We start from the raw sequence: 22301 nt of genomic DNA, 5'->3' as shown, positions 1-22301 counted from the left end.
CGAGGCAATGCGCGAGCCGTCACCAATGGCGGTTTTCAGCCGCTTTCCGCCTCTTGGAGCTGGCGCTTGATCGCCTCGATGAACCCGTCGCGGGCCGGAGACATCTGTAGCAGGCGCGGGGCGAGAACATGCCGGTCGAGAAAGTAGCCGGTGAGGTGGAAGGCATCCTCCAGCGCCTTGCGATCGGGAAGCGTCCCGGAAGGTTCGGAAGCGATACCGCCCTCGCGTGCCGACGATGTCGCCGGCGCCAGAAACGGCGGCAGGGGCAGCAGGCGAGGGGCGTAAGGAAGCCCCGCCTCGCGGCAGACCGCGCGTCCCGATTTCGGCGACACGTAGATCAGGTCGTCGCTGCGTCCCGTTGCGGCGCATTCCGTCAGGTCCAGCCCGAAGCCGAGCTCGGCAAGGACCTGCAATTCGAAATGCACCATCAGCGCACCGGCGACCAGCGGCTCGTGCAGATGGGCGATGATCGCCTCGAGCCCGTCATGAAGCTGCGGATGCGGATCGCGTTCAGGGAGGAAGTGCAGCAGGGCCGCGAGCGCCTGGATGCCGTAGACGCCGGTCGAACTGGTCATCAACTGGGCGGCGCGCAGTTCCAGCGGCTCGATGGCGTAGAGACCGAGGTGATCGTCGAGGCGGGCCCGCCAGACGAGGCCGACGCGATTTCCCGGCTGCAGTGCCGCCTGCATGCGCCGGCTGCGCCCGCCGCGCACGAGACCCAGATGCCGGCCGCGCTCGCGCGTCATCGCCTCGAGGATCAGGCTGCTCTCGCCGTGTTTCCTCGTCGCCAGGATGATACCGTCAGCGCTCCATTCCATGAGTATGCGGCCAGATCGGTGAGAGGTGCTACCTTGGGAACTCCAGGCCCATCTCGCGGTAGCGCTCGGGGTCGTCGGACCAGTTCTCGCGCACCTTGACGAAGAGGAACAGGTGGACCGGGCAGCCGGCGGCCTCGGCGATTTCGGCGCGGGCGGCCTGCGAGATCGCCTTGATGGTGCGTCCGCCCTGGCCGAGCACGATCATCTTCTGGCTGTCGCGCTCGACATAGATCGTCTGCTCGATACGGACCGAACCGTCCTTGCGCTGCTCCCAGGCCTCGGTCTCCACCGTCGACATGTAGGGGAGTTCCTGATGCAGGCGCAGGAACAGTTTCTCGCGAGTGATCTCGGCAGCCAGCATGCGCATCGGCAGGTCCGAGGCCTGGTCCTCCGGATAGAGCCAGGGGCTTGGTGGGACGCGCTCGGCGAGATCTTCCATCAGGTCGTCGAGACCGGAGCCGGTGACGGCCGACACCATGAAGGTCTTGTCGAACTGGACGATGTCGTTGGCCTTCTGCGCCAGCGCCAGCAGTTTCTCGCGCCTGGTGACGTCGATCTTGTTGAGGATCAGCAGCTTCGGCAGCTTCACATCCGCGAGCCGTTCCAGAATGCTGGCGACCTGATCGTCGATGCCCTTGCGCGCATCGATCAGCAGGGCAACCACGTCGGCCTCGCGCGCGCCGCCCCAGGCGGTGTCTACCATGGCGCGCTCCAGTCGCCGCGTGGGACGGAAGATGCCCGGCGTGTCGACGAAGATCACCTGCGAGGCCCCGTGCATGGCGATGCCGCGCACCAGGGTGCGCGTCGTCTGCACCTTGTGGGTAACGATGGAGACCTTCACGCCGACAAGGGCATTGAGCAGGGTCGACTTGCCGGCATTCGGCGCCCCGATCAGCGCGACGAAACCGGCCCTGGTGGCGGTCTCGTTCGTCTCGGGGGACATGCCGGTGCCCTCGGTCGGGGCCTGGTCGCTGGTGCTCACTTGATATCCGTCTCCGTCCAGACGCCTTCCCGCAGGAGAGCCGTCTCTGCCGCCCGCTGTTCCGCGAGCCGTTTCGATCCGCCGGTTCCCGTGGCCGGCTCGTATCCGTCGATCTCCACCTGGACGGTGAAGCTGGGCGCGTGGTCCGGGCCGCTGCGCTCCGTCATCACGTATCGCGGGGCGGCCTTGCCGCGTCCTTGCGCCCATTCCTGCAGCATCGTCTTGGCATCGCGCAACGGGCCGGTATAGCCGGTCATCCGTGGTCCCCAGTGGCGCTCGATCAGAGTTTGCGCCGCCTCGAGCCCGCCGTCCAGATAAACGGCGGCAATCACCGCCTCGCAGACGTCGGCGAGGATCGCCATCTTGCGCTTGCCGCCGGTCTGAGCCTCGCTCTCGCCAAGGCGGATGGCATCGCCGAGCTTCAGGTCCCTGGCGACTTCCGCGCAGGTCTCCTTGCGCACAAGCTGGTTCAGCCGCCGCGCCAACTCGCCTTCCTCGGCCCTGGGAAAGCTGCGATGCAGCATCGTCGCGACCGCGAGCCCGAGCACCCGGTCGCCAAGGAACTCCAGACGCTGGTAGCTTGCCGCCGGCCCGCTGCGCGCGGTGGCGCTGCCATGGGTCAGGGCGCGCGCGAGAAGCTCACTGTCGCGAAAATCATGGCCGAGGCGCTTCTGCAATTGCGCCTCGGCCTTTTTCTGCACATCGGAGTTCATGTCGAGGTCTCTAGGCCACCTGCTTCACAGCAGCTTGAACAGCCGGCTGCCGCGCACGGTCCAGGGCCACTTCCAGAACATCCAGGCCGACGCATCCTCGTCGACGGAGAAGAACAGCATCTCCGCGCGGCCGACAAAATTCTCGAAGGGAACATAGCCGACGGCGGACAGGACACGGCTGTCGGTGGAGTTGTCGCGGTTGTCGCCCATCATGAAGTAGTGGCCGGGCGGCACCTTGTAGATGCCGGTATTGTCCCAGGTGCCCCGGGTCGTCAGGTCTAGCGTGTCGTAGGTGACCCCGTTGGGCAGCGTTTCCCGATAGCGGGGAACACGCCGCACATTGCCGAACTGGTCTGTCGTGATGAAATCGTCGATCTGGGTCCGTTCCACCGCCGTGCCGTTGATATGCAGAACCCCGTCGATCATCTGGATTTCGTCGCCGGGCAGACCGATGACGCGCTTGATGTAGTCGACGGAGGTATCCTTCGGCAGCTTGAAAACGGCGACGTCGCCGCGCTCCGGTTCGCTCGCCCAGATGCGCCCCTCCATCGGAACGAGCCCGTAAGGGAACGAGTATCGGGAGTAGCCGTAGCTGTATTTCGACACGAAGAGATAGTCGCCGATAAGCAGCGTATCCATCATCGAGCCGGACGGGATATTGAAGGGCTGGAACAGCAGGGTCCGCACCACCAGGGCCAGCAGCAGCGCCTGCACAAGCACCTTCACGGTCTCGTAGAGGCCACCTTCCTTGCTCTTGCTATCGTCGGACACGCTCATTTTTTCCTTCGTGACGGTCGCTCCCCGGCGCCGGCCTGATGGCTTGCGGCCCGTCTGGGAGGCAGTCCCGCCCGTGCCGCATCGCCGCTGATCTTCGGCTGGATTCGGGAAAGGGACTGCGCCTTGTCTCCAAGGCTTGTACCGGCTTGCCCCAATTGACGCAATGCAAACGCCGCGCGCCGCGCCAGGGCGCAGGGTCCGCGCTGGTTTCCCGCGGAATTTTCAGGGTCTGGCGCTTGCCCGCCCCGCATCCATCCGCCGCCGCATTTCGCGGATTGCCGCTTCCAGGCCGATGAAGATGCCTTCGCCGACGAGGAAGTGGCCGATGTTCAACTCGGCAAGCTCAGGGATCGCCGCGACGCCTTCCACAGTGTCAAAGGCAAGGCCGTGTCCAGCATGGACCTCCAGCCCCAATGCCACGCCGTACCGGGCGGCCTCGCGGATCCGGTCGAGTTCCAGGGCTGCCGCTTTCGCGTCGCCGTCATTGTGAAGATCGCAATAGCGACCGGTATGCAGTTCCACCACGGGTGCGCCAAGGGCGACTGCGGCATCGAGTTGAGCCTTGTCGGCCTCGATGAACAGCGAGACGCGCGTACCGTTGTCGGCAAGGGCCGCGATCAAGGGCTTCAGGTGGTTATGCTGGCCGCGTGCGTCGAGGCCGCCTTCGGTCGTCCGTTCCTCGCGCTTTTCCGGCACGATGCACGCCGCGTGCGGGCGCGCCTCGAGAGCGATCTTCAGCATTTCCTCGGTTGCCGCCATCTCGAAATTCAGCGGCAGGTCGATTTCCTTGCTCAGTCGCGCGATGTCGTGGTCGGAGATGTGGCGGCGGTCTTCGCGCAGATGCGCCGTGATGCCGTCGGCGCCGGCCTGGGCCGCGAGATGCGCGGCACGCACCGGATCGGGAAACCGGCCGCCGCGCGCGTTGCGGATCGTTGCCACGTGATCGATGTTGACGCCAAGACGCAGGCGCTGACTGAGCATGGGAAACTCCTGGGGAGGTCGGTCTGTCGAACCGGAAGGCAGGTTTGCGCCACTATGTGGCTTCCATCTCCTGTCTTCAACGGGAAAGCGACTGGCGGGGTCGCTCTCGCCGCGTCAGGCGTCGGCGTCGTGCGTTGCGCCCTTGACGCCGCCGGGGAGCCGGCGCGATGCCAGCTTGAGACGGCGCGAGCGTTGATAGGCGCGCACGCTGTAGAACACCAGGAAATAGAAGATCGTCGCGGTCAGCAGGCCGAGCGGGACCGCCCCCACCAGCATCGGCTTGATCAGCGGCAGGAGCGTATCCAGCGACTTCTCGAGAAAGCCTCCGTCCAGATGCCTGTCGATGGTGCGGTGGTCGAGGGTCTTGGCCTCGCCATAGATGATCATGGAGCCGACCTTGTAGGTCGAGGCCCAGATGAAGGGAAAGGTGAGGGGATTGCCCACCGCTGTCCCCAGGGCGGCGGCGACCATGTTTCCGCCGACGATGAAGGCGAGAACGAAGCTCAGAAGGAAATGCAGCCCGATGAAGGGCGTGATCGAGGCAAAGGCGCCGGCGGCGAAGCCGAGGGCGATCGCATTCGGGCTGGCTGTCAGCCTCAGCACACGCTTCGAGAAGTAGCGGGCGGAGCGAGCGAAGCTGTGACGCGGCCAGACTGCGACGCGCAGGCGTTCCAGATGGTTCGGCTTGTCACGACGTTTGAAAAGCATGCCTCGTCTTCACGTCCTCTTGTACGTCCGCCAGCGGCGATGCCCGGTCAGCCGATCTCGCGTGTGACGCTGGACACATTCGGCTTTGCCCGTAGCTGATTGATGATGCGATTCAAGTGCTTCAGATCCCATACCTCAAGATCGATAAGGATTTCATGAAAATCTGCGGCCCGTCGCAGCATTTTCAGATTGTCGATATTACCACCCAATTCGGCAATCGTTGCGGCAATCGTCGCGAGAGATCCAGGTTCGTTGAGGGCGTAGACATTGATGCGCGCCGGGAAGCGTTCCCGCTTCTCTCCGCCCATGTCCCAGCGAACGTCCAGCCAACGATCCGTTTCATCCTCGAACGCCTGAAGTGCCGGCGACTGTATCGGATATATGGTGACGCCGACGCCCGGTGTCAGGATGCCGACGATACGATCGCCGGGGACGGCGCCTCCTTCCGGCGCAAAGGAGACGGGAAGATCGCCGGACAATCCGCGAATCGGCAGTGATCCCTCGCCGTGGCGGCCGTCCTCGCCATCCGGGATGCGGAACTTCATGCCGCTTCCAGACTCAAGGCCGAACCAGCCCGGCTCGCCGGACTGCATCGCATTTGGCAGACGGTCGTCCTGGTAATCCGGGTAAAGGGTGGTGACGATCTCGTGCGCCCGCATTTCGCCGCGTCCGACCGCGGCGAGCAGATCCGCAAGCGCGCTGAAGCCGAGATCGGGCAGCGCCCCTTCGATCCGCTCCTCGTTGAACGCATGCCCTGCCCGACGGAACGCCCTTTCGAGAATGTGCCGGCCCAGCGAGCCATATTGCTGGCGGGCGTTCTCGCGGGTCGCGCGACGGATCGCGGCGCGGGCCTTGCCGGTAACGGCGATCGATTCCCAGGCCGGAGGCGGCGTCTGTGCCTGGCTGCGAACGATGTCGACCTCGTCGCCGTTGCGAAGCTCGGTGACGAGCGGCATGATCTGGCCATTGACCTTGGCGCCGACGCAGGTGTTGCCGATATCGGTGTGGACCGCATAGGCGAAGTCGATGGGCGTTGCGCCGCGGGGCAGGGCGATCAGTCGGCCCTTCGGTGTGAAACAGAACACCTGGTCGTGGAACAGCTCCAGCTTGGTGTTTTCGAGGAATTCTTCGGGCGTATCACCCTGCGACAGCAACTCGATCGTGCGCCGCAGCCATTCGTAGGCGCGGCTTTCGTCGTTGAGCTTGTTGATGTTTCTGCCGCCCAGCTCGCCATCCTTGTAGAGCGCGTGCGCGGCGATCCCGTATTCGGCGACGCGGTCCATCGCCGTTGTGCGGATCTGCAACTCGACGCGCTGACGGCTGGGACCGACGACGGTCGTGTGGATCGACCGGTAGTCGTTCTGCTTGGGAGTTGACAGATAGTCCTTGAAGCGATCGGGCACCGCCGGCCAGGTTGTGTGGACCACGCCGAGTACCCGGTAACAGGCCTCGACCGTGCCGACCACCACGCGAAACCCGTAGATGTCCGACAATTGTTCGAAGGCGATCGACTTCGACTGCATCTTGCGGAAGATCGAGTAGGGCCGCTTCTCCCGCCCCTTGACCAGAGCCGCGATGCCACGCTCTTCCAAGCGCGCCATCAGGTCGTGCTCGATGTCGGTGATCAGGCTCTTGTTCTTGTCGCGAAGCGCCGTCAGCCGATCGGTGATCGTGGAATAGGCATCCGGATTGAGGGTCCTGAAGGCGATGTCCTCCAGTTCCTCGCGCATGTCGTGCATGCCCATGCGTCCGGCGAGCGGCGCATAGATCTCCATCGTCTCCTCGGCGATCCGGCCGCGCTTGTGCTCCGGCATATGGTGGAGCGTACGCATGTTGTGGAGCCGGTCCGCCAGCTTGACGAGCAGGACACGCACGTCATCGGCGATCGCAAGAAGCAGCTTGCGGAAGTTTTCCGCCTGCTTCGCGCGCTTGGATGCAAGGTCGAGACGCTTGATCTTGGTCAGTCCGTCGACGAGCTTGCCGATCTCGGGACCGAACATCCTGTCGATCTCGTCGCGGGTCGCGGATGTGTCCTCGATGGTGTCGTGCAGCAGGGCGACAGCAATGGTCGCATCGTCGAGACGCAGATCCGTGAGAATCGCGGCGACTTCGAGAGGGTGGGAGAAGTAGGGATCTCCCGACGCGCGCTTCTGGGTGCCATGCTTCTGCATGGCATAGACATACGCCTTGTTGAGAAGCGCCTCGTCGGCATTCGGATTGTATCGCTGGACCTTCTCGACCAGCTCATATTGCCGCATCATTGCGGAAACGCCTCACACATCGGTGCGGCCGAGACCATGCCGCTGTCCCACGGGACGCCACGACAGACGACTGCAGGGACAGACGACCGCACGCCGTCGCTCGGCGGCATACGCCGCCAGGCGTCCGCGTTCAGATGTCGTCCTTGCGCTCCGGCGGCACAAGGCCCTCGAGGCCGCGCAGCAGATCTTCCTCGGACATGCGGTCGAACTCGACCGAGCTGTCGTCGACGGCGTTGACCTCGGTTCCGCCTTGACTCTGCGAGGAGGTGTTGGGGACCATCGGAACGGCTTCCGCCTCCGGCTCGTCCACCTCGACATACTTCTGCAGCGAGTGGATCAGATCTTCCTTCAGATCCTCGGGGCTGATGGTCTGCTCGGCGACCTCCCGCAGGGCAACGACAGGATTCTTGTCGTTGTCGCGATCGATGGTCAACGGCGAGCCGTTGGAAATCATCCGGGCCCGATGGCTCGCAAGCAGCACCAGTTCGAAGCGGTTCTCGACCTTGTCGATGCAGTCTTCGACTGTCACGCGCGCCATAGGTATGCTCCATTTAAACGGTTGTCAGCAAGCGGCGATATGTACTGTGTTGCACCGCAAGACGCAAGCCTTACGAGGAAGGAGGCTACGGTTTTGTTTTTTAATCACGTTTCTAATTTCGCCATGTTTTCCTGTAGACTCTTTCCTTAAACCTGCAGAAGCTCAGTTGCCGCTTTATGGCAAAATGGTGTAGGTGGAAATACTCACAGACGGTTGAGTGTACCGTCCAAAGCAAAAAGACGGGATGCTTGCAGGATTGCATCCCATGGGCACGGAAGCCGGATGGAAATCCGGATTGCAGGTCGATCCGAAAACGATGTCGAGTCGAGCCTCAACTCCTGACGCGGTGGGCGAACCCGCGTCACAAGGCAGCTCGCTGACTTTCCCTTGGGTGCGCTTCTCCCTCGGGGTGGTGGTCGCCCTGCATTGCAATGAAAGGTATTGTACGAGATGTTCGATCCACGAGAGAAGGTTGCGTTGTTCATTGACGGCGCGAACCTGTATTCGACTGCGCGCAGTATTGGATTTGATATTGACTACAAGATGCTGCTTCAGGAATTCCAGAAGACTGGGTATCTTTTGAGGGCGTATTACTATACGGCTCTGATCGAGGACCAGGAATATTCGTCGATCCGTCCGCTGATCGACTGGCTGGATTACAATGGCTACAAAGTTGTCACCAAGCCGGTGAAGGAGTTCGTGGACTCGACCGGGCGTCGCAAGATCAAGGGCAACATGGATATCGAGCTTGCGGTCGATGCCATGGAAATCGTCGAGCATGTCGATCACATCGTCCTGTTTTCCGGCGACGGCGATTTTCGTCCGCTGGTCGAGGCCCTGCAGCGCAAGGGCCGAAAGGTCAGTGTCGTCTCCACCTTGCAGACCCAGCCGCCGATGATTGCCGACGACCTGAGACGGCAGGCCGATCATTTCATCGACCTCGCGAATCTTGCCAAGAAGGTCGGACGCGATCCCGCCGAGCGGCCGGCACGGCCGGCGCCGCGCCGCGCCGAGGTGGAAGAAGACGACGATTATTGAGGCAGGTCGCGGTGTCAGACCTGCCTGATCCTGGACGGGACTGCCCGTTCTGCCCGCGTCTCGTGGCCTTTCGCGAGCGGCACAGGGCGGAGCAGCCTGTCTGGCACAACGCGCCTGTTCCAACCTTCGCCTCCGAGCGGCCCCGGTTGCTGATCGTCGGACTTGCGCCGGGCCTGAGGGGCGCGAACCGCACCGGGCGTCCGTTTACCGGCGACTATGCCGGGGATCTCCTCTACGAGACGTTGGTGGATTTCGGCTTTGCGCGTGGCCAGTACCAGGCGCGACCGGATGACGGGCTCGAACTCGTTGATGCCGCCATCACCAATGCAGTGAGATGCGTTCCGCCGGAGAACAAGCCGACAGGGGCGGAAATCCGAACCTGTCTGCCCTATCTCGCGCAGACCTTCGAGGCCTTGCCTTCGCTCAAGGCTGTGGTGGCGCTCGGGCGTATTGCGCATGATGCGACGCTGTCAGCCCTGGGTGTCAGGCGCGCGGCCCACCCTTTCGGCCACAACGCGCGGCACGAGCTTTCGTCAGGACCCGTTCTGTTCGACAGCTATCATTGCTCCCGCTACAACACCAACACCGGCCGGTTGACCCGCGAGATGTTCCGCGACGTCTTTGCGGCGGTGCGTGTGCAGGTGGATGCGGCGCGGGACGATTGAGGCGATCACATCACGCCGATGCGATCAGGTGGACGGTTCTGCGTCGGGCTCCGCGGCGGAAAACCAGCCGCGCGGGCCAAGATGATCCTGCGGCTGGAAGCGTGCCTTGTAGTCCATCTTGGGCGAGCCCTGCACCCAGTAGCCAAGATAGACATAGGGCAGACCCAGCGCCCTTGCGCGTTCCACATGGTCGAGGATCAGGTGGGTGCCGAGACTTCGGAGCGGAGCTTCGGGCTCGAAGAAGGAATAGACCATCGACAGTCCGTCGCTCAGCCGATCGGTAAGGGCGACCGCGAGAAGCGGGCCGGCACCACGGCCGGTGAGGAACGTATCCGGCCCCCGTCGACGGTATTCGATCAGCATCGTCTCCACATGGGTGTCCTCGATCATCATCGCATAGTCGAGAACGGTCATATCCGACATGCCGCCATTGGCGTGTCGTGCGTCGAGATAGCGGCGGAAAAGGTCGTATTGCTGCGACGAGGGGGCCGGATCGCTGATGCTGCCCACCAGATCCGCGTTTCGCTTCCACAGGCGGCGGAAGGATCGGGTCCAGCGAAAATCATCGACACGCACCCGGATGGAGACGCAGGCGCGGCAGTTCTCGCAGGCGGGACGATAGGCGATGTTCTGGCTGCGGCGGAACCCGCCCTGGGTGAGCACGTCGTTGAGGATTTGCGCCCGCGAGCCGACGAGATGCGTGAAGACCTTTCTCTCCTGCTTGCCAGGCAGGTAGGGGCAAGGCGACGGCGCAGTCAGGTAGAATTGCGGTGTGTCGGTCGGATGTCGCGTCAAGTGCGTCCTTCCCGCTCAGCGCGTCTCACTACATCGAGAAGCCATAATATATGGGTGCGACAAAAGTGAAAGTCAGCCAGAGCAACAGCGCGAGCGGTGTGCCGGCGACGATAAAATCCGAAAACCGGTAGTGGCCGGGCCCCATGACGATCAGGTTGGTCTGGTAGCCGATCGGCGTCGCGAAGGAGCAGTTGGCGGCGAAGATGACGCAGGTGACGAAGGCTTCCACCGGCATGCCGCTCTGGATCGCCATGTTGACGGCGATTGGTGTGAACAGCACCGCAGTTGCGTTGTTCGACAGAACGTTGGTCAGCAGCATGACCAGCAGGAAGAGGGAGGACAGCATCACCATCGGCCGCTGACCCTCAAGTGCCAGCACCAGGAGATCGGCGATCATGCTGGCTCCGCCGGTGACTTCCAGGGCGCTGGCAGCCGCGATGGAGGCGCCAATGAGCATGAATATCCGGCTGTCTACCGCGCGCAGCGCCTGCCGCGTGTTGAGGCACCCGGACAGCACCATCGCCAGGGTCGCCGTGATCGAGGCGATGACGATGGGGACGAGGCCGCTGGCGCTGGCCGCCACCATCAGCGCGAAGATGGCGAGCGCTCGCGGGGCCATGCGCCGCGGCGGCAGCTCTGCGGTCGACCAGTCGAGCAGCAGCACGTCGCGGTTCGTGCGCAGCTTCTGGACGCTGGAGGCGTGGCCGGCGACCAGAAGAACGTCTCCCGGCTCGAGCCGGATTTCCGTCATCGCCATGCGCGGCATCCGCGACCGGCGCTGAACGCCCATCACCACGCAGTCCGTCTCGCTGTGAAAGCCGCTCTGGGCGATCGTGCGCCCCGATAGACGTGAGGCGGGAGCGACCACCACTTCCGCAAGCGTGAGCGAACGCTGCGGCAACGACGTCTCGACCTCGGACGGCTCCTCGCTTTCCGTTGCCATCAACGGGCGCCGTTGCGAGAGGGCGGCCGTCAGCGCATGGCGTGTGGCGGCCACGATCACGGTATCTCCCGGCATCAGGGTGACATTCTCGAAAGGCGGCAGGATCGGTCGCTCGCCGCGCTGGACGAGCCGGACGGTCATGTCCTTCAGAGCGGGAAACAGGCCGGTGACGGAGGTGACGCCTTCCAGAGGATGCCCGGCGGTGATGCCGATCTGGGCGATGAACTGTTTCCCGGACGAGACCTGCAACTCTTCTGCCATCGAGCGCCGCGGCTTCAAGAGATACGGCATGACGAACAGGACATAGAGGATGCCGACGCTCGCCAGGATGCTGCCCATGCCGGTGAAGCTGAAGAAGCCCAGCCGGAGATCGCTGGTGCGGGCCGCCACATCGGCGACCAGCAGGTTGGTCGAGGAGCCGATCAGCGTGGTCATTCCGCCGAGGATGGCGATGAAGGACAGGGGCATCAGCAGCCGCGCCGCCGGTTTGCCCTGCGCCGCGGCGACGGCGGACAAGATCGGCAGGAACATGACCACGACCGGGGTATTGTTCAGGAAGCCGCTGATCACGGCGACGGCGATGAGGATCGGTGCCGCCGCCAGCACCGGACGTTTGCGTGTGGCGTCGACGATGATCTTGGCCGGTTTTTCGAGCGCATCCGTCTGGAACAGCCCCTGTCCGACGATCAGCAGGCAGATGACGGTGACCAGCGCGGGATTGGCGAAGCCGGCGAGCAATTCGGCCGGGCCGATCGTGGCGGTGCCAACGGCCGGTTGGAAAAAGCTGAAAATCAAAAGGAAAGCGACGACGGATCCGAGCGCGACCACCTCCAGGGCGACGCGCTCCAGAGCGTAGAGCACGACGGTGGCCACGATCACCACGAAGGTCAGCAACATCGCGGGATCGATCGGCAGCATGTGGCGGGCTCGTGTCCTTGGTGGGGAGCACGCGAGTTGCGTGCAGCGCGGCACGCGCCATGTGCTTTTTTAATGGGGCGGCGCACTTTCGCAAAGCGGCAATGAGCTCATCCACCGCTTGCTCTTCAGAATGGATTTGCTTGCAAAGACTATTTGGCGGTCAATCCGTTTCGCGCCCGCGGTTCACCACCACCACGCCGAGCACGATGTCGTGCAGCAGACGCTTTTCCGCATTGAAGAAGCTGACGAGCAGGACGAGCGGCGTGAGCAGGCTGAAGGAGAACCAGAACAGCAGGGCATGCATGGCCGCAATCAGCATGTCGGGGCGCCGGCCGTCCAGCATCCGCATGGTGATCCCCATGGCCCGCATGCCGGGCGTTGCACTGTGCGGTCCGCCGAGCGTGATGCTGACATAGGCGAGCGCGACGCCTGGGCCGAGCACCGGGAACAGCAGCCAGCCGAGGCCGAACGTGAAGAGGCCGAGGAACAGAAGCAGCAGGCCGCCTGCAAGGGTCAGGGCGACGATGACCGCCGCATCGATGAAGAAGGCAAGAATGCGATTCGTCCGCAAACCGTCGAACAGTCTCGGATCGAGGCCGGGGATGCCGCGCCCGTCGTCTGTCTCGCCGCCGGAACCCGACGCGTTCCGCTCATACATCGTCAAGCCTCCTTGTCGTCCCTGCAGGTGGTGATGCGGGCGGCTTATGTCAAACCGCTTGTGCGCAAGCCGGTCGCCGGCCGATCAGATCCGGGATTCCCCGAGATCGAGCGGGTGCACGGAATGGCCGGCGGCTTCCAGTGCCCCGTGGATGCGGCCCGCGTGATCGCGGTCGTGCGTTTCCATCGTGACGTCGAGGGTCGTGCCTTTGGCCGGCACGTTGAGAAACAGCCGATGGTGGGAAACCTCCAGGATGTTTCCCCCAAGACGGCCGATCAGGGTCGCAATCTCCCCGAGAATGCCCGGACGGTCGGCGGTGGTGATGCGAATCGAGAGCAGGCGGCCCTCGCGGGCGAGTTCCCGCACCATGATCGAGGAGAGCAGGCGTGGGTCGATGTTCCCGCCGCATAGGACAAGACCGACACGCTTACCTGCAAAGCGCTCCGGATAGGCGAGCAGGGCGGCGAGACCGGCCGCTCCCGCGCCCTCGGCCATGGTCTTCTGCCGGGTCAGATAGGCATTGACCGCCCGCTCCAGCGTTGCCTCGTCGACAAGCAGGATGTCGTTGACGGTCTGGCGAACGATCTCGAGCGTGAGCTTGCCGACATTCTTGACCGCAATGCCCTCGGCCAGCGTCGCACCGCCACAGGTGACCGGTTCTCCGCGCAAGGCGCCGATCATGGAGGGGTAGAGGGCGGCCTCCACGCCGACAATCTCGATGTCGGGCCTGGTGGCTCTGGCCGCGACGGCGATCCCCGAGATCAGCCCGCCGCCACCGACCGGAACGACCAGGCAATCGAGGTCCGGGTGGTCTTGCAGCATCTCCAGTGCAATGGTGCCTTGGCCGGAGATGATTGCCGGGTCGTCATAGGGGTGGACCCAGACGAGCCCTTCCTCGTCGGCAATGCGCTCCGCCTCTGCCTGGGCATCGGCCAGGACCTCGCCCGCAAGTACGACACGGGCTCCATAGCCGCGCGTTGCCGCGACCTTCACGAACGGGGTCGGCTCCGGCATGACGATGGTGGCCGGAATCCCGAGCCGAGCGGCATGATAGGCGACGGCTTGCGCATGATTGCCAGCCGACATGGCGATGACACCGCGCCGGCGCTCGGCGTCTGCAAGCGCGGAGAGCTTGACGAGGGCGCCGCGCTCCTTGAACGCGTTGGTGACCTGCAGGTTCTCGTATTTGACGAAAACCTCCGCCCCGGTCAGTTGCGAAAGTTTCGGTGCCGGCAGGCACGGCGTGCGCATCACGGCTCCCTCGATGAGCCTTGCAGCCTGAACGATCGTATCGAGGGAAACTTGCATGTGAGTGGTCCGGCTACGCGAAAAGTTGCGCCCAACTGCCATCAAGCCGGGATCATTTGCAAGCTCAGGATGGTTGCCCCGACCATCAGGCCGGCCAGAGCGATCCGCAAACCGTTCAGCAGACCGATGTTCCCGGTATTGCTGCGAATCCAGCTTCCCGCCAGCAGCCACAAACCGTTCAGGAAACCGCCGAGAAGCAGAAACGTCAGCGACAGGATCAGCGCATCGGCGAAGTAGCGCTCGGCCGAGACGAACTGACTGATTCCTGCGATCTGCATCGCATAGGCTTTCGGATTGAGCGGATGCACCCAGAAGCCCCGGCCGTATCCCGGGATGTGTCCCGCCTTGCTGCCGGCTTGTACCGGGCTGCGAACGATCACCCAGGCAAGATACAAAATGTATCCAAGGCAGAGCACCCTCAGCACGTCGAACACCTCCGGCGCGGCTTTCAGCAACGCGAAGAGGCCGGCGACGTTGAGCCAGTATATCACCTGAAAACCGGACATGGTCCCGAGCATGAAGGGAAGCGCGGGACGCGCACCAAAGGACATGCTGTTGGCCATCAGCGACATGTTCGCCGGACCCGGGGATCCGACCATGGCCGAGACGAACAGTGCGAGCAGCCCGAACTGGGCAAGAGGCATGACGAGATCTGAAGACATCTGACGGAGGCTTTCCACGAACCGAGGCCGAACGAATGCCCGACTGCGCCGCCAGAATTGAGTTGAGCCAATGCGAGATACAATAGTAACATTGTTCCTATGACAATATTTGCGGATCTGCCGGCCGGCTCGGCAACGACTGTCACCACGCGAGCGCTGGAAGCGCATTTGCGCGATGCGATCGAGCACGGCAATCTGAAGCCCGGAGACCGGTTGCCGCCGATCCGCGAGGCGGCATGGAAGCTCGGTTGCGCACCTGGAACCGTGGCCCGCGCCTATCGTGCACTGGAGCTTGCAGGCCTCGCGCACGGGGAGGTTGGTCGCGGCACCTTCATCACGGCCGGCGACAGGAAGCTCGGATTTCCCAAGCCTGCGGGACCATCGGCGCGTGCTGTCACCGATCTCGCGGTGAACAGCTTTCTGCTCGACGACGCGACCGATCTGCTGGGGGATGCGATGGACTCGGCGCGCCAGGCATTGGCCGGCGGCGCGCTGCCGCTTGCCTATCTGGCGCCGGGCGCCGATGCCGATATCCGGCAGGTTGCGTCGACGTTTCTCGGGAGATGGTGCGCATCTCCCGATCCCGACCGGATTGTCGTAACGTCCGGTGCCCAGGCCGCCATTGCCGCAACCTTCCTGGCGCTCACCGAAAATGGCGGCGGCATTGCCTGCGATGTCCTGACCTATCCGGGAGTGATCGGTGCGGCCAGTGCCGCGCGGGCGCGGCTGCATCCGGTGCGAATGGACCAGGAAGGCATGGAGCCGGAGGCGCTGGATGCTCTATGCCGCCGCTCCAGCATTTCCTGCGTCTTCCTGATGCCATCGGTCCAGAATCCGACAGGCAGGCAGATGTCGCTCCGCCGCTGCCGGGAACTGGCGGCTGTTGCCGAGCGGCACGGTATCGTGATCATTGAGGATCAGGTTTACGGGTTCCTGCGCGAGCCGGGATCATCGCCGGGGTTTTCCGGTCTTCTGCCTGACGCAACGGTTCTGGTGACGGGACTGTCCAAATGTGTCGCACCGATCCTGCGCGTTGGCTTTGTTGCGGCGCCGCGCCCGCTGACCAGGCAGATTCTCGCTGTCGACAACGCGCTCAGCCTGATGGTGTCTCCGGTCCTGACGCACATGGCCGGGCATGTTCTCGCCGATCCGCGCTTCGAGGGAAGGCTGGAGAGGCTCCGGCGTGCAGTGGCAAGGCGCGCGCCCCTTGTCCATGAACGGTTTCCTGCCCTGCGGCCGGAAACGCTGCAGGGCGGGCTTGCCTGGCTGCCCCTGACCGGTGGGTGGTCGGCGGATGCGTTCGCCGCCGAGGCGGAGGCGCTCGGCGTGCGGGTGGCGCCGGGACGTTGCTTTGCGGTCGAGCCGCGCGGCGCTCCGGATGCGGTCCGCATCTGCCTCGGCTCCGTCTCCGACGACGCCACATTCCTGCGGGCGCTGGAAGACCTCGCCGGCCTGATGTCGCGACCACCGCGCAGCCTGCAGGCGCTTCCCTGACGCCTGCGCCTAGTCGATGCCCTTGAGCTTGCGCGCCACACTCACAGCGAAATAGGTCAGAACGCCATCGGCGCCGGCACGCTTGAAAGCCATCAGGCTCTCCATCATCGCCCGCTCGCCATCGAGCCAGCCGTTCCCCGCGGCGGCCATGATCATCGCGTATTCGCCCGACACCTGATAGGCGAAGGTGGGGCGCTCGAACGTGTCCTTCACCCGTCGGATGATGTCGAGATAGGGCAGGCCCGGCTTGACCATGATCATGTCGGCGCCTTCCTCCAGATCCAGCGCCACCTCGTGCAGTGCCTCGTCGCTGTTGGCCGGATCCATCTGGTAGGTCCGCTTGTCGCCGACCAGCGTCGCGTTGGTTCCGACCGCGTCGCGGAACGGACCATAGAAGGCGGAGGCATATTTCGCCGCATAGGACATGATCTGGACGTCCGCGTAGCCTGCCGCGTCGAGGCCGGCACGGATCGCGCCAATACGGCCATCCATCATGTCGGAGGGAGCAATGACGTCGGCGCCGGCCTCCGCCTGCAGCAAGGCCTGGCCCACGAGTTGGGCGACGGTCTCGTCGTTGAGGATCGTCTCTCCCGCCATCAAGCCGTCATGGCCATGGCTGGTATAGGGATCGAGAGCGACATCCGTGACGATGCCGATCGGCAGACCCGCCGCCTTGATCGCCCGGCAGGCTCGGCAGATCAGGTTCTCCGGATTGAGCGCCTCGGAGCCTGCGGCATCGCGCAAGACCGGATCGGTGTTGGGGAACAGGGCGATTGCCGGGATACCCAGTTCCGCGGCGGTTTCGACCTGGCGCGCGATCCGGTCGACGCTGTAGCGCATGACGCCGGGCATCGACGAGACAGGCTGCTCGACATCCGTTCCATCGGTCAGGAAAAGCGGCCAGATCAGGTCGTCCACCGTGAGCGTGTTCTCGCGCACCATCCGACGGGACCAGTCGGTGCGACGGTTCCGTCGCATGCGCCGCCCCCCGAGGATGCCGGGGACGTCGGCAGAGGGACGGAGGGCGGAGGGGCGCTGGTCAGCGGTCATGTCGGGTTCCGTGCAACACTGGCAATTGAGGTGGTAGACCCTAGCACCGCAGGAGCGGCGTTCGAAAGCCTGCCGCGCAAAGCATCCAAGGCCGGATTGACGCAGGCGCGGGGGCTGGCTAATCCAGCTAGCGTCAACGTGGAAGGTTGGGTTCCCCCCTTGCCGGCACGGCGACAGGTTTGGGAGGACGCAGGCGATGGATTTTACGCTCGGAGAGGACCAGCGCGCGTTTCTGGATGTCGCCCGCCAGTTCGCACGCGACGAGATGGAGCCCAAGGCTCGGGAGTGGGACGAAAAGTCGTTCTTTCCCGTCGAGACGCTGCGCAAGGCCGCCGAACTCGGCTTTGGCGGGATCTATGTCGGCGACGACGTCGGTGGCTCCGGTCTGGGGCGGCTGGATGCCGCGGTGATCTTCGAGGAACTCGCCGCCGGCTGCACCTCCACGGCCGCCTATATCTCCATTCACAATATGGCCGCGTGGATGATCGACCGCTTCGGCACGCAGGAGCAGCGCGAGCGGTTCCTGCCGGAGCTGTGCTCGATGGCGCGCTTTGCCAGCTACTGCCTGACCGAGCCTGGGGCCGGCTCGGATGCGGCAAGCCTGCGCACGCGCGCCGTGAGGGACGGCGATCATTACGTCGTGAACGGCTCGAAAGCCTTCATTTCCGGCGGCGGGGCATCGGATGTCTATGTGGTCATGGTCCGTACGGGCGGCGATGGCCCCAAGGGGATTTCCTGCCTCGTCGTCGAGAAGGACACGCCGGGGCTCGGCTTCGGTGCGCAGGAGATCAAGCTTGGCTGGAAAAGCCAGCCCACGGCCCAGGTAAACTTCACCGATTGCCGGGTCCCGGTCGCCAACCGCATCGGCGAGGAAGGCGAGGGCTTCCGCATCGCGATGGCGGGCCTCGATGGCGGCCGCCTGAACATCGGCGCCTGCTCGCTCGGCGCGGCGCAGAGCTGCCTGGACCGCTCCATCGCCTATCTCAAGGAGCGCCGGCAGTTCGGACGGCCGCTGGCGGAGTTCCAGGCGCTGCAGTTCCGCCTCGCCGACATGGCGACGGAGCTGGAAGCCGCGCGGCTGCTGCTGCACAAGGCGGCGACGCTGGTGGATGCGAAGACGCCGGATGCGACGCGCATGGCGGCAATGGCCAAGCGGATGGCCACGGATGTCGGCTTTGCCGTCGTGAACGAGGCATTGCAATTGCACGGTGGTTACGGCTATCTGCGAGACTATCCGGTGGAGCGTTATCTTCGTGATGTCCGGGTGCATCAGATTCTGGAAGGCACGAACGAGATCATGCGTGTCATTATCGCCAGGGATCTTCTGAAGGATTGACCTGGAAGGACGGTAGTTCCGCGAATTATGCGCTCTATGTGTTTCGAATTAATCGAGAGTTCCGGCGAATTTTTGAGGATACTTGATGAGCGAACCCGAAGTTCTGTTTGATCGGATCGGCCATGCCGGCGTCATGACCCTGAACCGGCCGAAGGCGCTCAACGCCCTGAACCACGGCATGGTGCTCGCGATGGCCGATCAGTTGGAGCGGTGGGCAGGCGACGACGCGGTGCGCCACGTGATCGTGCGCGGGGCGGGAGATCGCGCCTTTTGCGCAGGTGGCGACATTCGCAAGATCTATGACCAGGGCATGGCAGGCGATCCGACGCGGGCACGGTTCTTCGCGGACGAATATCGCCTGAACGTCCGCATCAAGCGCTTCCCGAAGCCCTATATCGCGCTCATCGACGGGATCGTCATGGGCGGCGGAGTGGGGGTTTCCGTCCATGGCAGCCACCGCGTCGGCACCGAGCGCACGACCTTCGCCATGCCGGAGACCGGCATCGGGTTCTTTCCCGATGTGGGCGGCTCCTGGTTCCTTCCACGCATGCCGCAGGAGACCGGCATGATGGCGGCGCTCTCCGCCGGCCGCCTCAAGCAGGCCGATGCGCTGTGGACCGGCATCCTCACGCATGGAATTGCGTCCACCGACATGGAGGCGCTGGCGAGCGCGCTGACCGAGACCGACGCGGTCGACGAGGTCATCGCCGGTTTTTCGCGGCGCCATGACGCCGGCGCGGCGCCAATCGCGGCGCGTGCACCGAGGATCGCCGAGATCTTTGGCCGGGCTTCGGTTGCCGAGATTCTCGAGGCTCTCGATGAGCTGGCTGGCGCGGCGGGTGACCCCGATGCGGACTGGGCACAAGGTCTGGCGGACACAATCCGCGCCAAGTCGCCGACCAGCGTGATGCTGGCGTTCCAGCAGTTGCGACGCGGCGCGGAGCTCGATTTCGAGGCTTGCATGCGCCTTGAATATCGGATCCTCAGTCACATCCTCCAGGGGGCCGACTTCTATGAGGGCGTGCGAGCGGTGATCGTCGACAAGGACAATGCGCCGCGCTGGTCACCAACCCATCTTGCCGATGTGACGGAGGCCGACATTCTCGCGCATTTCGAGCGGCCCGAGAGCGGCGACCTCGACGTGTGAGGCGTGCTTCCGGCAGGGGGCGGAAAGGCTTTTCATGACTGCGCTGTTTCTCGAGTTCCTGAAGAACAGGCCGCCCTGGTCGGTCACGCTGGTCCTGTACCTGCGGGCGATGGCCATTCTGCTGCTCTTCGCCGGTCTCATCCACTGGGGCCGCATCGTCGGCATAACGCCGTGGCGTGGCCAGTGGTTCTGGGAAATGCCGGTCGAGTGGCAGGCGGCGACGGTGTTCTTCGCCGTGCTCGACCTGGTCGCGGCTATCGGCCTCTGGTTGACGGTCTCCTGGGGCACGGTCATGTGGCTGACCAGGGCGCTCAGCCAGGTCGTCATGCACACGTTGTTTTCCGACATCTACGGTCGCCGGCCCTACGAGATCGCCTTCTATCTGACGACCATCGCGATCTATCTGATCCTGCTTTATTTGAGCGAGCGGGAACAGAGGCGCTGACGACGCTGCCGCAATCGGGGCCGGACCAACCGGGCCGGATCGTCAGGATATCGCCCGGCCATCGGGGCAGCGGGCGTGAGTGACATGGTTTGCCCGAGGGGGCGCAAAAGGGAGAAGACGCTTATGGCAACGGTCGGGTTTATCGGGCTTGGCAACATGGGCGGGCCGATGGCCGCCAATCTCGTCAAGGCCGGCCACGATGTGCGCGGGCTGGACCTTTCGGCGGACGCCAAGGCCCGTCTGAAGGAGGTGGGCGGCAGGCCCGTGGACAATCTTGCGGAGGTGGCGGCCGACGCGGATGTGATCGTTTCGATGCTTCCTGCCGGCGGTCACGTGCGCAAGGTCTACACGGGGGAGGGCGGTGTGCTCGCGCATGCCCGCCCCGGGACGCTGCTGATCGACAGTTCGACGATCGATGTGGAAAGCGCCCGCGCGGTGGCCGCCGCTGCCGAGGCGGCGGGCATGCCGATGGTCGACGCACCGGTTTCCGGCGGCGTCGGCGGCGCGACTGCGGGTACGCTGACCTTCATGGTTGGCGGTCCCGATGCGGCGTTCGAGGCAGCGCGGCCCTATCTTGAGGTGATGGGCAAGACCATTGTGCACGCTGGCGGCGCCGGCACGGGGCAGGCGGCCAAGATCTGCAACAACATGCTTCTCGGCATCTCGATGATCGGCACCTGCGAGGCTTTCGTGCTGGCGGAGCGCCTCGGCCTGGATGCGCAGAAGCTGTTCGACATTTCCTCCACCGCATCGGGGCAGTGCTGGTCGCTGACCACCTATTGCCCGGTACCGGGCCCCGTGCCGACGTCGCCGGCCAATCGGGACTATCAGCCAGGGTTTGCTGCAGCGATGATGCTGAAGGACCTGAAGCTGGCCCAGGAAGCGGCCCATGCCAGCGGCGCGTCTACGCCCCTGGGAGCGGAAGCTGCGGCGCTTTACAATCTTTTCTGCAATTCCGGCGACGCCGATACGGATTTTTCCGGCATCGTCCGCTTTCTGCGGGGCAAGGTCCAGGATTGAGCCCCCGGACTCTCCGGCAGTCTGTTTCCTCACGGCACGGCGCGGGATACTTGTCCCGCGCCGGTTTGCGTTGCAGGGCTTGGAAAGCGCGGAACTCGGCAGCAAATATCCTTAACGGAAGGTATTTCGTGGCATCCTGCATTGCTTTTGCGTGTTAACCAGAGATTTAGTCTCCTTTTTAAGCGGATTTTAGAGGCCTGCCCGTATTGTCGGTTTCAAGGTGACGACAAACGCACCACCAACAATACATGAGGCGCAAACAAATGATGACGGCAAAGAAGGCAGTCGACGTCGCGTTGCAGGCTGAAGAAGGCGACGACATCAAGCCGCTCTACCTCGAGGCTCTGACTCTGGTCGAACGTCTGCATCGGCGGCTGCTCGACGTGATCAAGGACGAGTTCGACCGCGAAGGGCGTGCAGACGTGAACAGCGTGCAGGCGCTGCTGCTGTTCAACATCGGCGATGCTGAACTGACCGCCGGAGAACTGCGCACCCGCGGCTACTATCTCGGCTCGAACGTGTCGTACAACTTGAAGAAGCTCGTCGACATGGGCTTCATCCACCATCAGCGTTCGCGCACCGATCGCCGGTCGGTTCGTGTCAGTCTGACGCCGAAGGGCAAGGATGTCGCGGAGAAGGTGAACGCGCTCTATGAGCGGCACATGTTGTCGGTCGAACAGGTCGGCGAGATCGGTCCGGACGATTTCAAGGTGCTCAATCGCTCGCTGCGCCGGCTGGAGCGCTTCTGGACCGACCAGATCCTCTACCGTCTCTGACAGTGCGGGACAGGCAGTCCCGCGTCGTCCTCATCGAAGCCGTCTCGTGCTTGACCGCGCGGGACGGCTTCGCTGCATTCGGGCGCGGCATGCCGCCGTTTTTCGCGTTGCGACATGAATGCGCCATAATGGAGTGGCTTACGGAGACGGCACCATTCGGCTGGGATGGGGCGGTTCGGGCAGAGGTGTTGCCGCGTCGGGCCGGGGCTGGTTTCGTTTGCGCGCGGATCGTGAGTATTTGTTAAGTCCGTCGACGTATCCTTAACGG

Annotated in this window: 22 protein-coding genes; 8 read left to right on the top strand and 14 right to left on the bottom strand. The window is 64.0% G+C overall.

The genetic code is table 11. The features are described 5' to 3' along the window. Positions 1-35 precede the first annotated feature (35 nt). The 8 genes from recO to rpoZ all read right to left on the bottom strand — a co-directional run bounded on the left by recO (position 36) and on the right by rpoZ (position 7778). Entirely contained in the window at positions 36-818 is a 783-nt protein-coding gene (gene recO / locus TSB10P1A_RS19355; protein WP_186389586.1) for a DNA repair protein RecO, read from the bottom strand. Between the two features lie 28 nt (positions 819-846). After that, positions 847-1761 carry a GTPase Era gene (gene era / locus TSB10P1A_RS19350; RefSeq protein WP_186390076.1) on the bottom strand — a complete coding sequence of 305 codons (915 nt, stop codon included), beginning with the start codon at positions 1759-1761 and terminating at the stop codon, positions 847-849. 35 nt (positions 1762-1796) lie between these two features. Continuing rightward, positions 1797-2513 (bottom strand): ribonuclease III, encoded by a 717-nt coding sequence (gene rnc, locus TSB10P1A_RS19345; RefSeq protein ID WP_186389585.1) that lies wholly within the window; start codon positions 2511-2513, stop codon positions 1797-1799. Positions 2514-2537: 24 nt separating this feature from the next. Beyond that, entirely contained in the window at positions 2538-3290 is a 753-nt protein-coding gene (lepB, locus tag TSB10P1A_RS19340; RefSeq protein ID WP_186389584.1) for a signal peptidase I, read from the bottom strand. Between the two features lie 222 nt (positions 3291-3512). Continuing rightward, on the bottom strand, positions 3513-4271 hold the full coding sequence (locus tag TSB10P1A_RS19335) for a pyridoxine 5'-phosphate synthase (protein WP_186389583.1): 759 nt from the start codon (positions 4269-4271) through the stop codon (positions 3513-3515). Positions 4272-4385: 114 nt separating this feature from the next. Further along, complete coding sequence (locus TSB10P1A_RS19330) at positions 4386-4979, bottom strand: DUF2062 domain-containing protein (protein ID WP_186389582.1); 594 nt, start codon at positions 4977-4979, stop codon at positions 4386-4388. Positions 4980-5026: 47 nt separating this feature from the next. After that, the gene (locus TSB10P1A_RS19325; protein ID WP_186389581.1) at positions 5027-7240 is read right to left on the bottom strand and encodes a bifunctional (p)ppGpp synthetase/guanosine-3',5'-bis(diphosphate) 3'-pyrophosphohydrolase; all 2214 of its coding nucleotides are present in this window, start codon (positions 7238-7240) and stop codon (positions 5027-5029) included. A 130-nt stretch (positions 7241-7370) separates the two neighbouring features. Further along, positions 7371-7778 carry a DNA-directed RNA polymerase subunit omega gene (gene rpoZ, locus TSB10P1A_RS19320; RefSeq protein ID WP_186389580.1) on the bottom strand — a complete coding sequence of 136 codons (408 nt, stop codon included), beginning with the start codon at positions 7776-7778 and terminating at the stop codon, positions 7371-7373. A 450-nt stretch (positions 7779-8228) separates the two neighbouring features. On the opposite strand from rpoZ, the gene TSB10P1A_RS19315 reads away from it, so the two are divergent. Beyond that, a complete protein-coding gene (locus tag TSB10P1A_RS19315; protein ID WP_186389579.1) occupies positions 8229-8816 on the top strand; it encodes an NYN domain-containing protein in 588 nt (195 codons plus the stop codon). Positions 8817-8827: 11 nt separating this feature from the next. Next, on the top strand, positions 8828-9481 hold the full coding sequence (locus TSB10P1A_RS19310) for a uracil-DNA glycosylase (RefSeq protein WP_186390075.1): 654 nt from the start codon (positions 8828-8830) through the stop codon (positions 9479-9481). 24 nt (positions 9482-9505) lie between these two features. Here TSB10P1A_RS19310 and TSB10P1A_RS19305 read toward each other — a convergent pair whose 3' ends face one another. The 5 genes from TSB10P1A_RS19305 to TSB10P1A_RS19285 all read right to left on the bottom strand — a co-directional run bounded on the left by TSB10P1A_RS19305 (position 9506) and on the right by TSB10P1A_RS19285 (position 14765). Next, positions 9506-10276 carry an arginyltransferase gene (locus TSB10P1A_RS19305; RefSeq protein ID WP_186389578.1) on the bottom strand — a complete coding sequence of 257 codons (771 nt, stop codon included), beginning with the start codon at positions 10274-10276 and terminating at the stop codon, positions 9506-9508. A 28-nt stretch (positions 10277-10304) separates the two neighbouring features. After that, positions 10305-12137: an SLC13 family permease gene (locus TSB10P1A_RS19300; RefSeq protein ID WP_186389577.1), complete on the bottom strand. Its 1833-nt coding sequence runs from the start codon at positions 12135-12137 to the stop codon at positions 10305-10307. A gap of 160 nt (positions 12138-12297) precedes the next feature. Beyond that, entirely contained in the window at positions 12298-12795 is a 498-nt protein-coding gene (locus TSB10P1A_RS19295; protein WP_186389576.1) for an RDD family protein, read from the bottom strand. 84 nt (positions 12796-12879) lie between these two features. After that, positions 12880-14103, bottom strand: a complete 1224-nt coding sequence (locus TSB10P1A_RS19290; RefSeq protein WP_186389575.1) for a threonine ammonia-lyase — start codon at positions 14101-14103, stop codon at positions 12880-12882. Positions 14104-14144: 41 nt separating this feature from the next. Next, positions 14145-14765 (bottom strand): LysE family translocator, encoded by a 621-nt coding sequence (locus tag TSB10P1A_RS19285; protein ID WP_186389574.1) that lies wholly within the window; start codon positions 14763-14765, stop codon positions 14145-14147. 99 nt (positions 14766-14864) lie between these two features. Here TSB10P1A_RS19285 and TSB10P1A_RS19280 point away from each other — a divergent pair, with 99 nt between their 5' ends. Continuing rightward, a complete protein-coding gene (locus TSB10P1A_RS19280; RefSeq protein ID WP_186389573.1) occupies positions 14865-16259 on the top strand; it encodes a PLP-dependent aminotransferase family protein in 1395 nt (464 codons plus the stop codon). Between the two features lie 9 nt (positions 16260-16268). Here the strand turns inward: TSB10P1A_RS19280 and hemB are convergent, their stop codons facing one another. Then, entirely contained in the window at positions 16269-17309 is a 1041-nt protein-coding gene (hemB, locus tag TSB10P1A_RS19275) for a porphobilinogen synthase (RefSeq protein WP_186389572.1), read from the bottom strand. Between the two features lie 196 nt (positions 17310-17505). Between hemB and TSB10P1A_RS19270 the strand changes: the two genes are divergently transcribed. The 5 genes from TSB10P1A_RS19270 (at position 17506) to ldtR (ending at position 22033) form a co-directional block, all read left to right on the top strand. Next, a complete protein-coding gene (locus TSB10P1A_RS19270; protein WP_186389571.1) occupies positions 17506-18645 on the top strand; it encodes an isobutyryl-CoA dehydrogenase in 1140 nt (379 codons plus the stop codon). An 85-nt stretch (positions 18646-18730) separates the two neighbouring features. Next, positions 18731-19792: an enoyl-CoA hydratase/isomerase family protein gene (locus tag TSB10P1A_RS19265; protein WP_186389570.1), complete on the top strand. Its 1062-nt coding sequence runs from the start codon at positions 18731-18733 to the stop codon at positions 19790-19792. A 34-nt stretch (positions 19793-19826) separates the two neighbouring features. Continuing rightward, positions 19827-20237 carry a DUF6163 family protein gene (locus TSB10P1A_RS19260; protein ID WP_186389569.1) on the top strand — a complete coding sequence of 137 codons (411 nt, stop codon included), beginning with the start codon at positions 19827-19829 and terminating at the stop codon, positions 20235-20237. Between the two features lie 123 nt (positions 20238-20360). Further along, on the top strand, positions 20361-21257 hold the full coding sequence (gene mmsB, locus TSB10P1A_RS19255) for a 3-hydroxyisobutyrate dehydrogenase (RefSeq protein WP_186389568.1): 897 nt from the start codon (positions 20361-20363) through the stop codon (positions 21255-21257). A gap of 263 nt (positions 21258-21520) precedes the next feature. Next, on the top strand, positions 21521-22033 hold the full coding sequence (ldtR, locus tag TSB10P1A_RS19250) for a transcriptional regulator LdtR (protein ID WP_186389567.1): 513 nt from the start codon (positions 21521-21523) through the stop codon (positions 22031-22033). Positions 22034-22301 lie beyond the last annotated feature (268 nt).

Source organism: Stappia sp. TSB10P1A, from assembly GCF_900185725.1.
Classification (GTDB): Bacteria; Pseudomonadota; Alphaproteobacteria; order Rhizobiales; family Stappiaceae; genus Stappia.
This window is presented reverse-complemented; position numbering and strand designations above follow the sequence as displayed.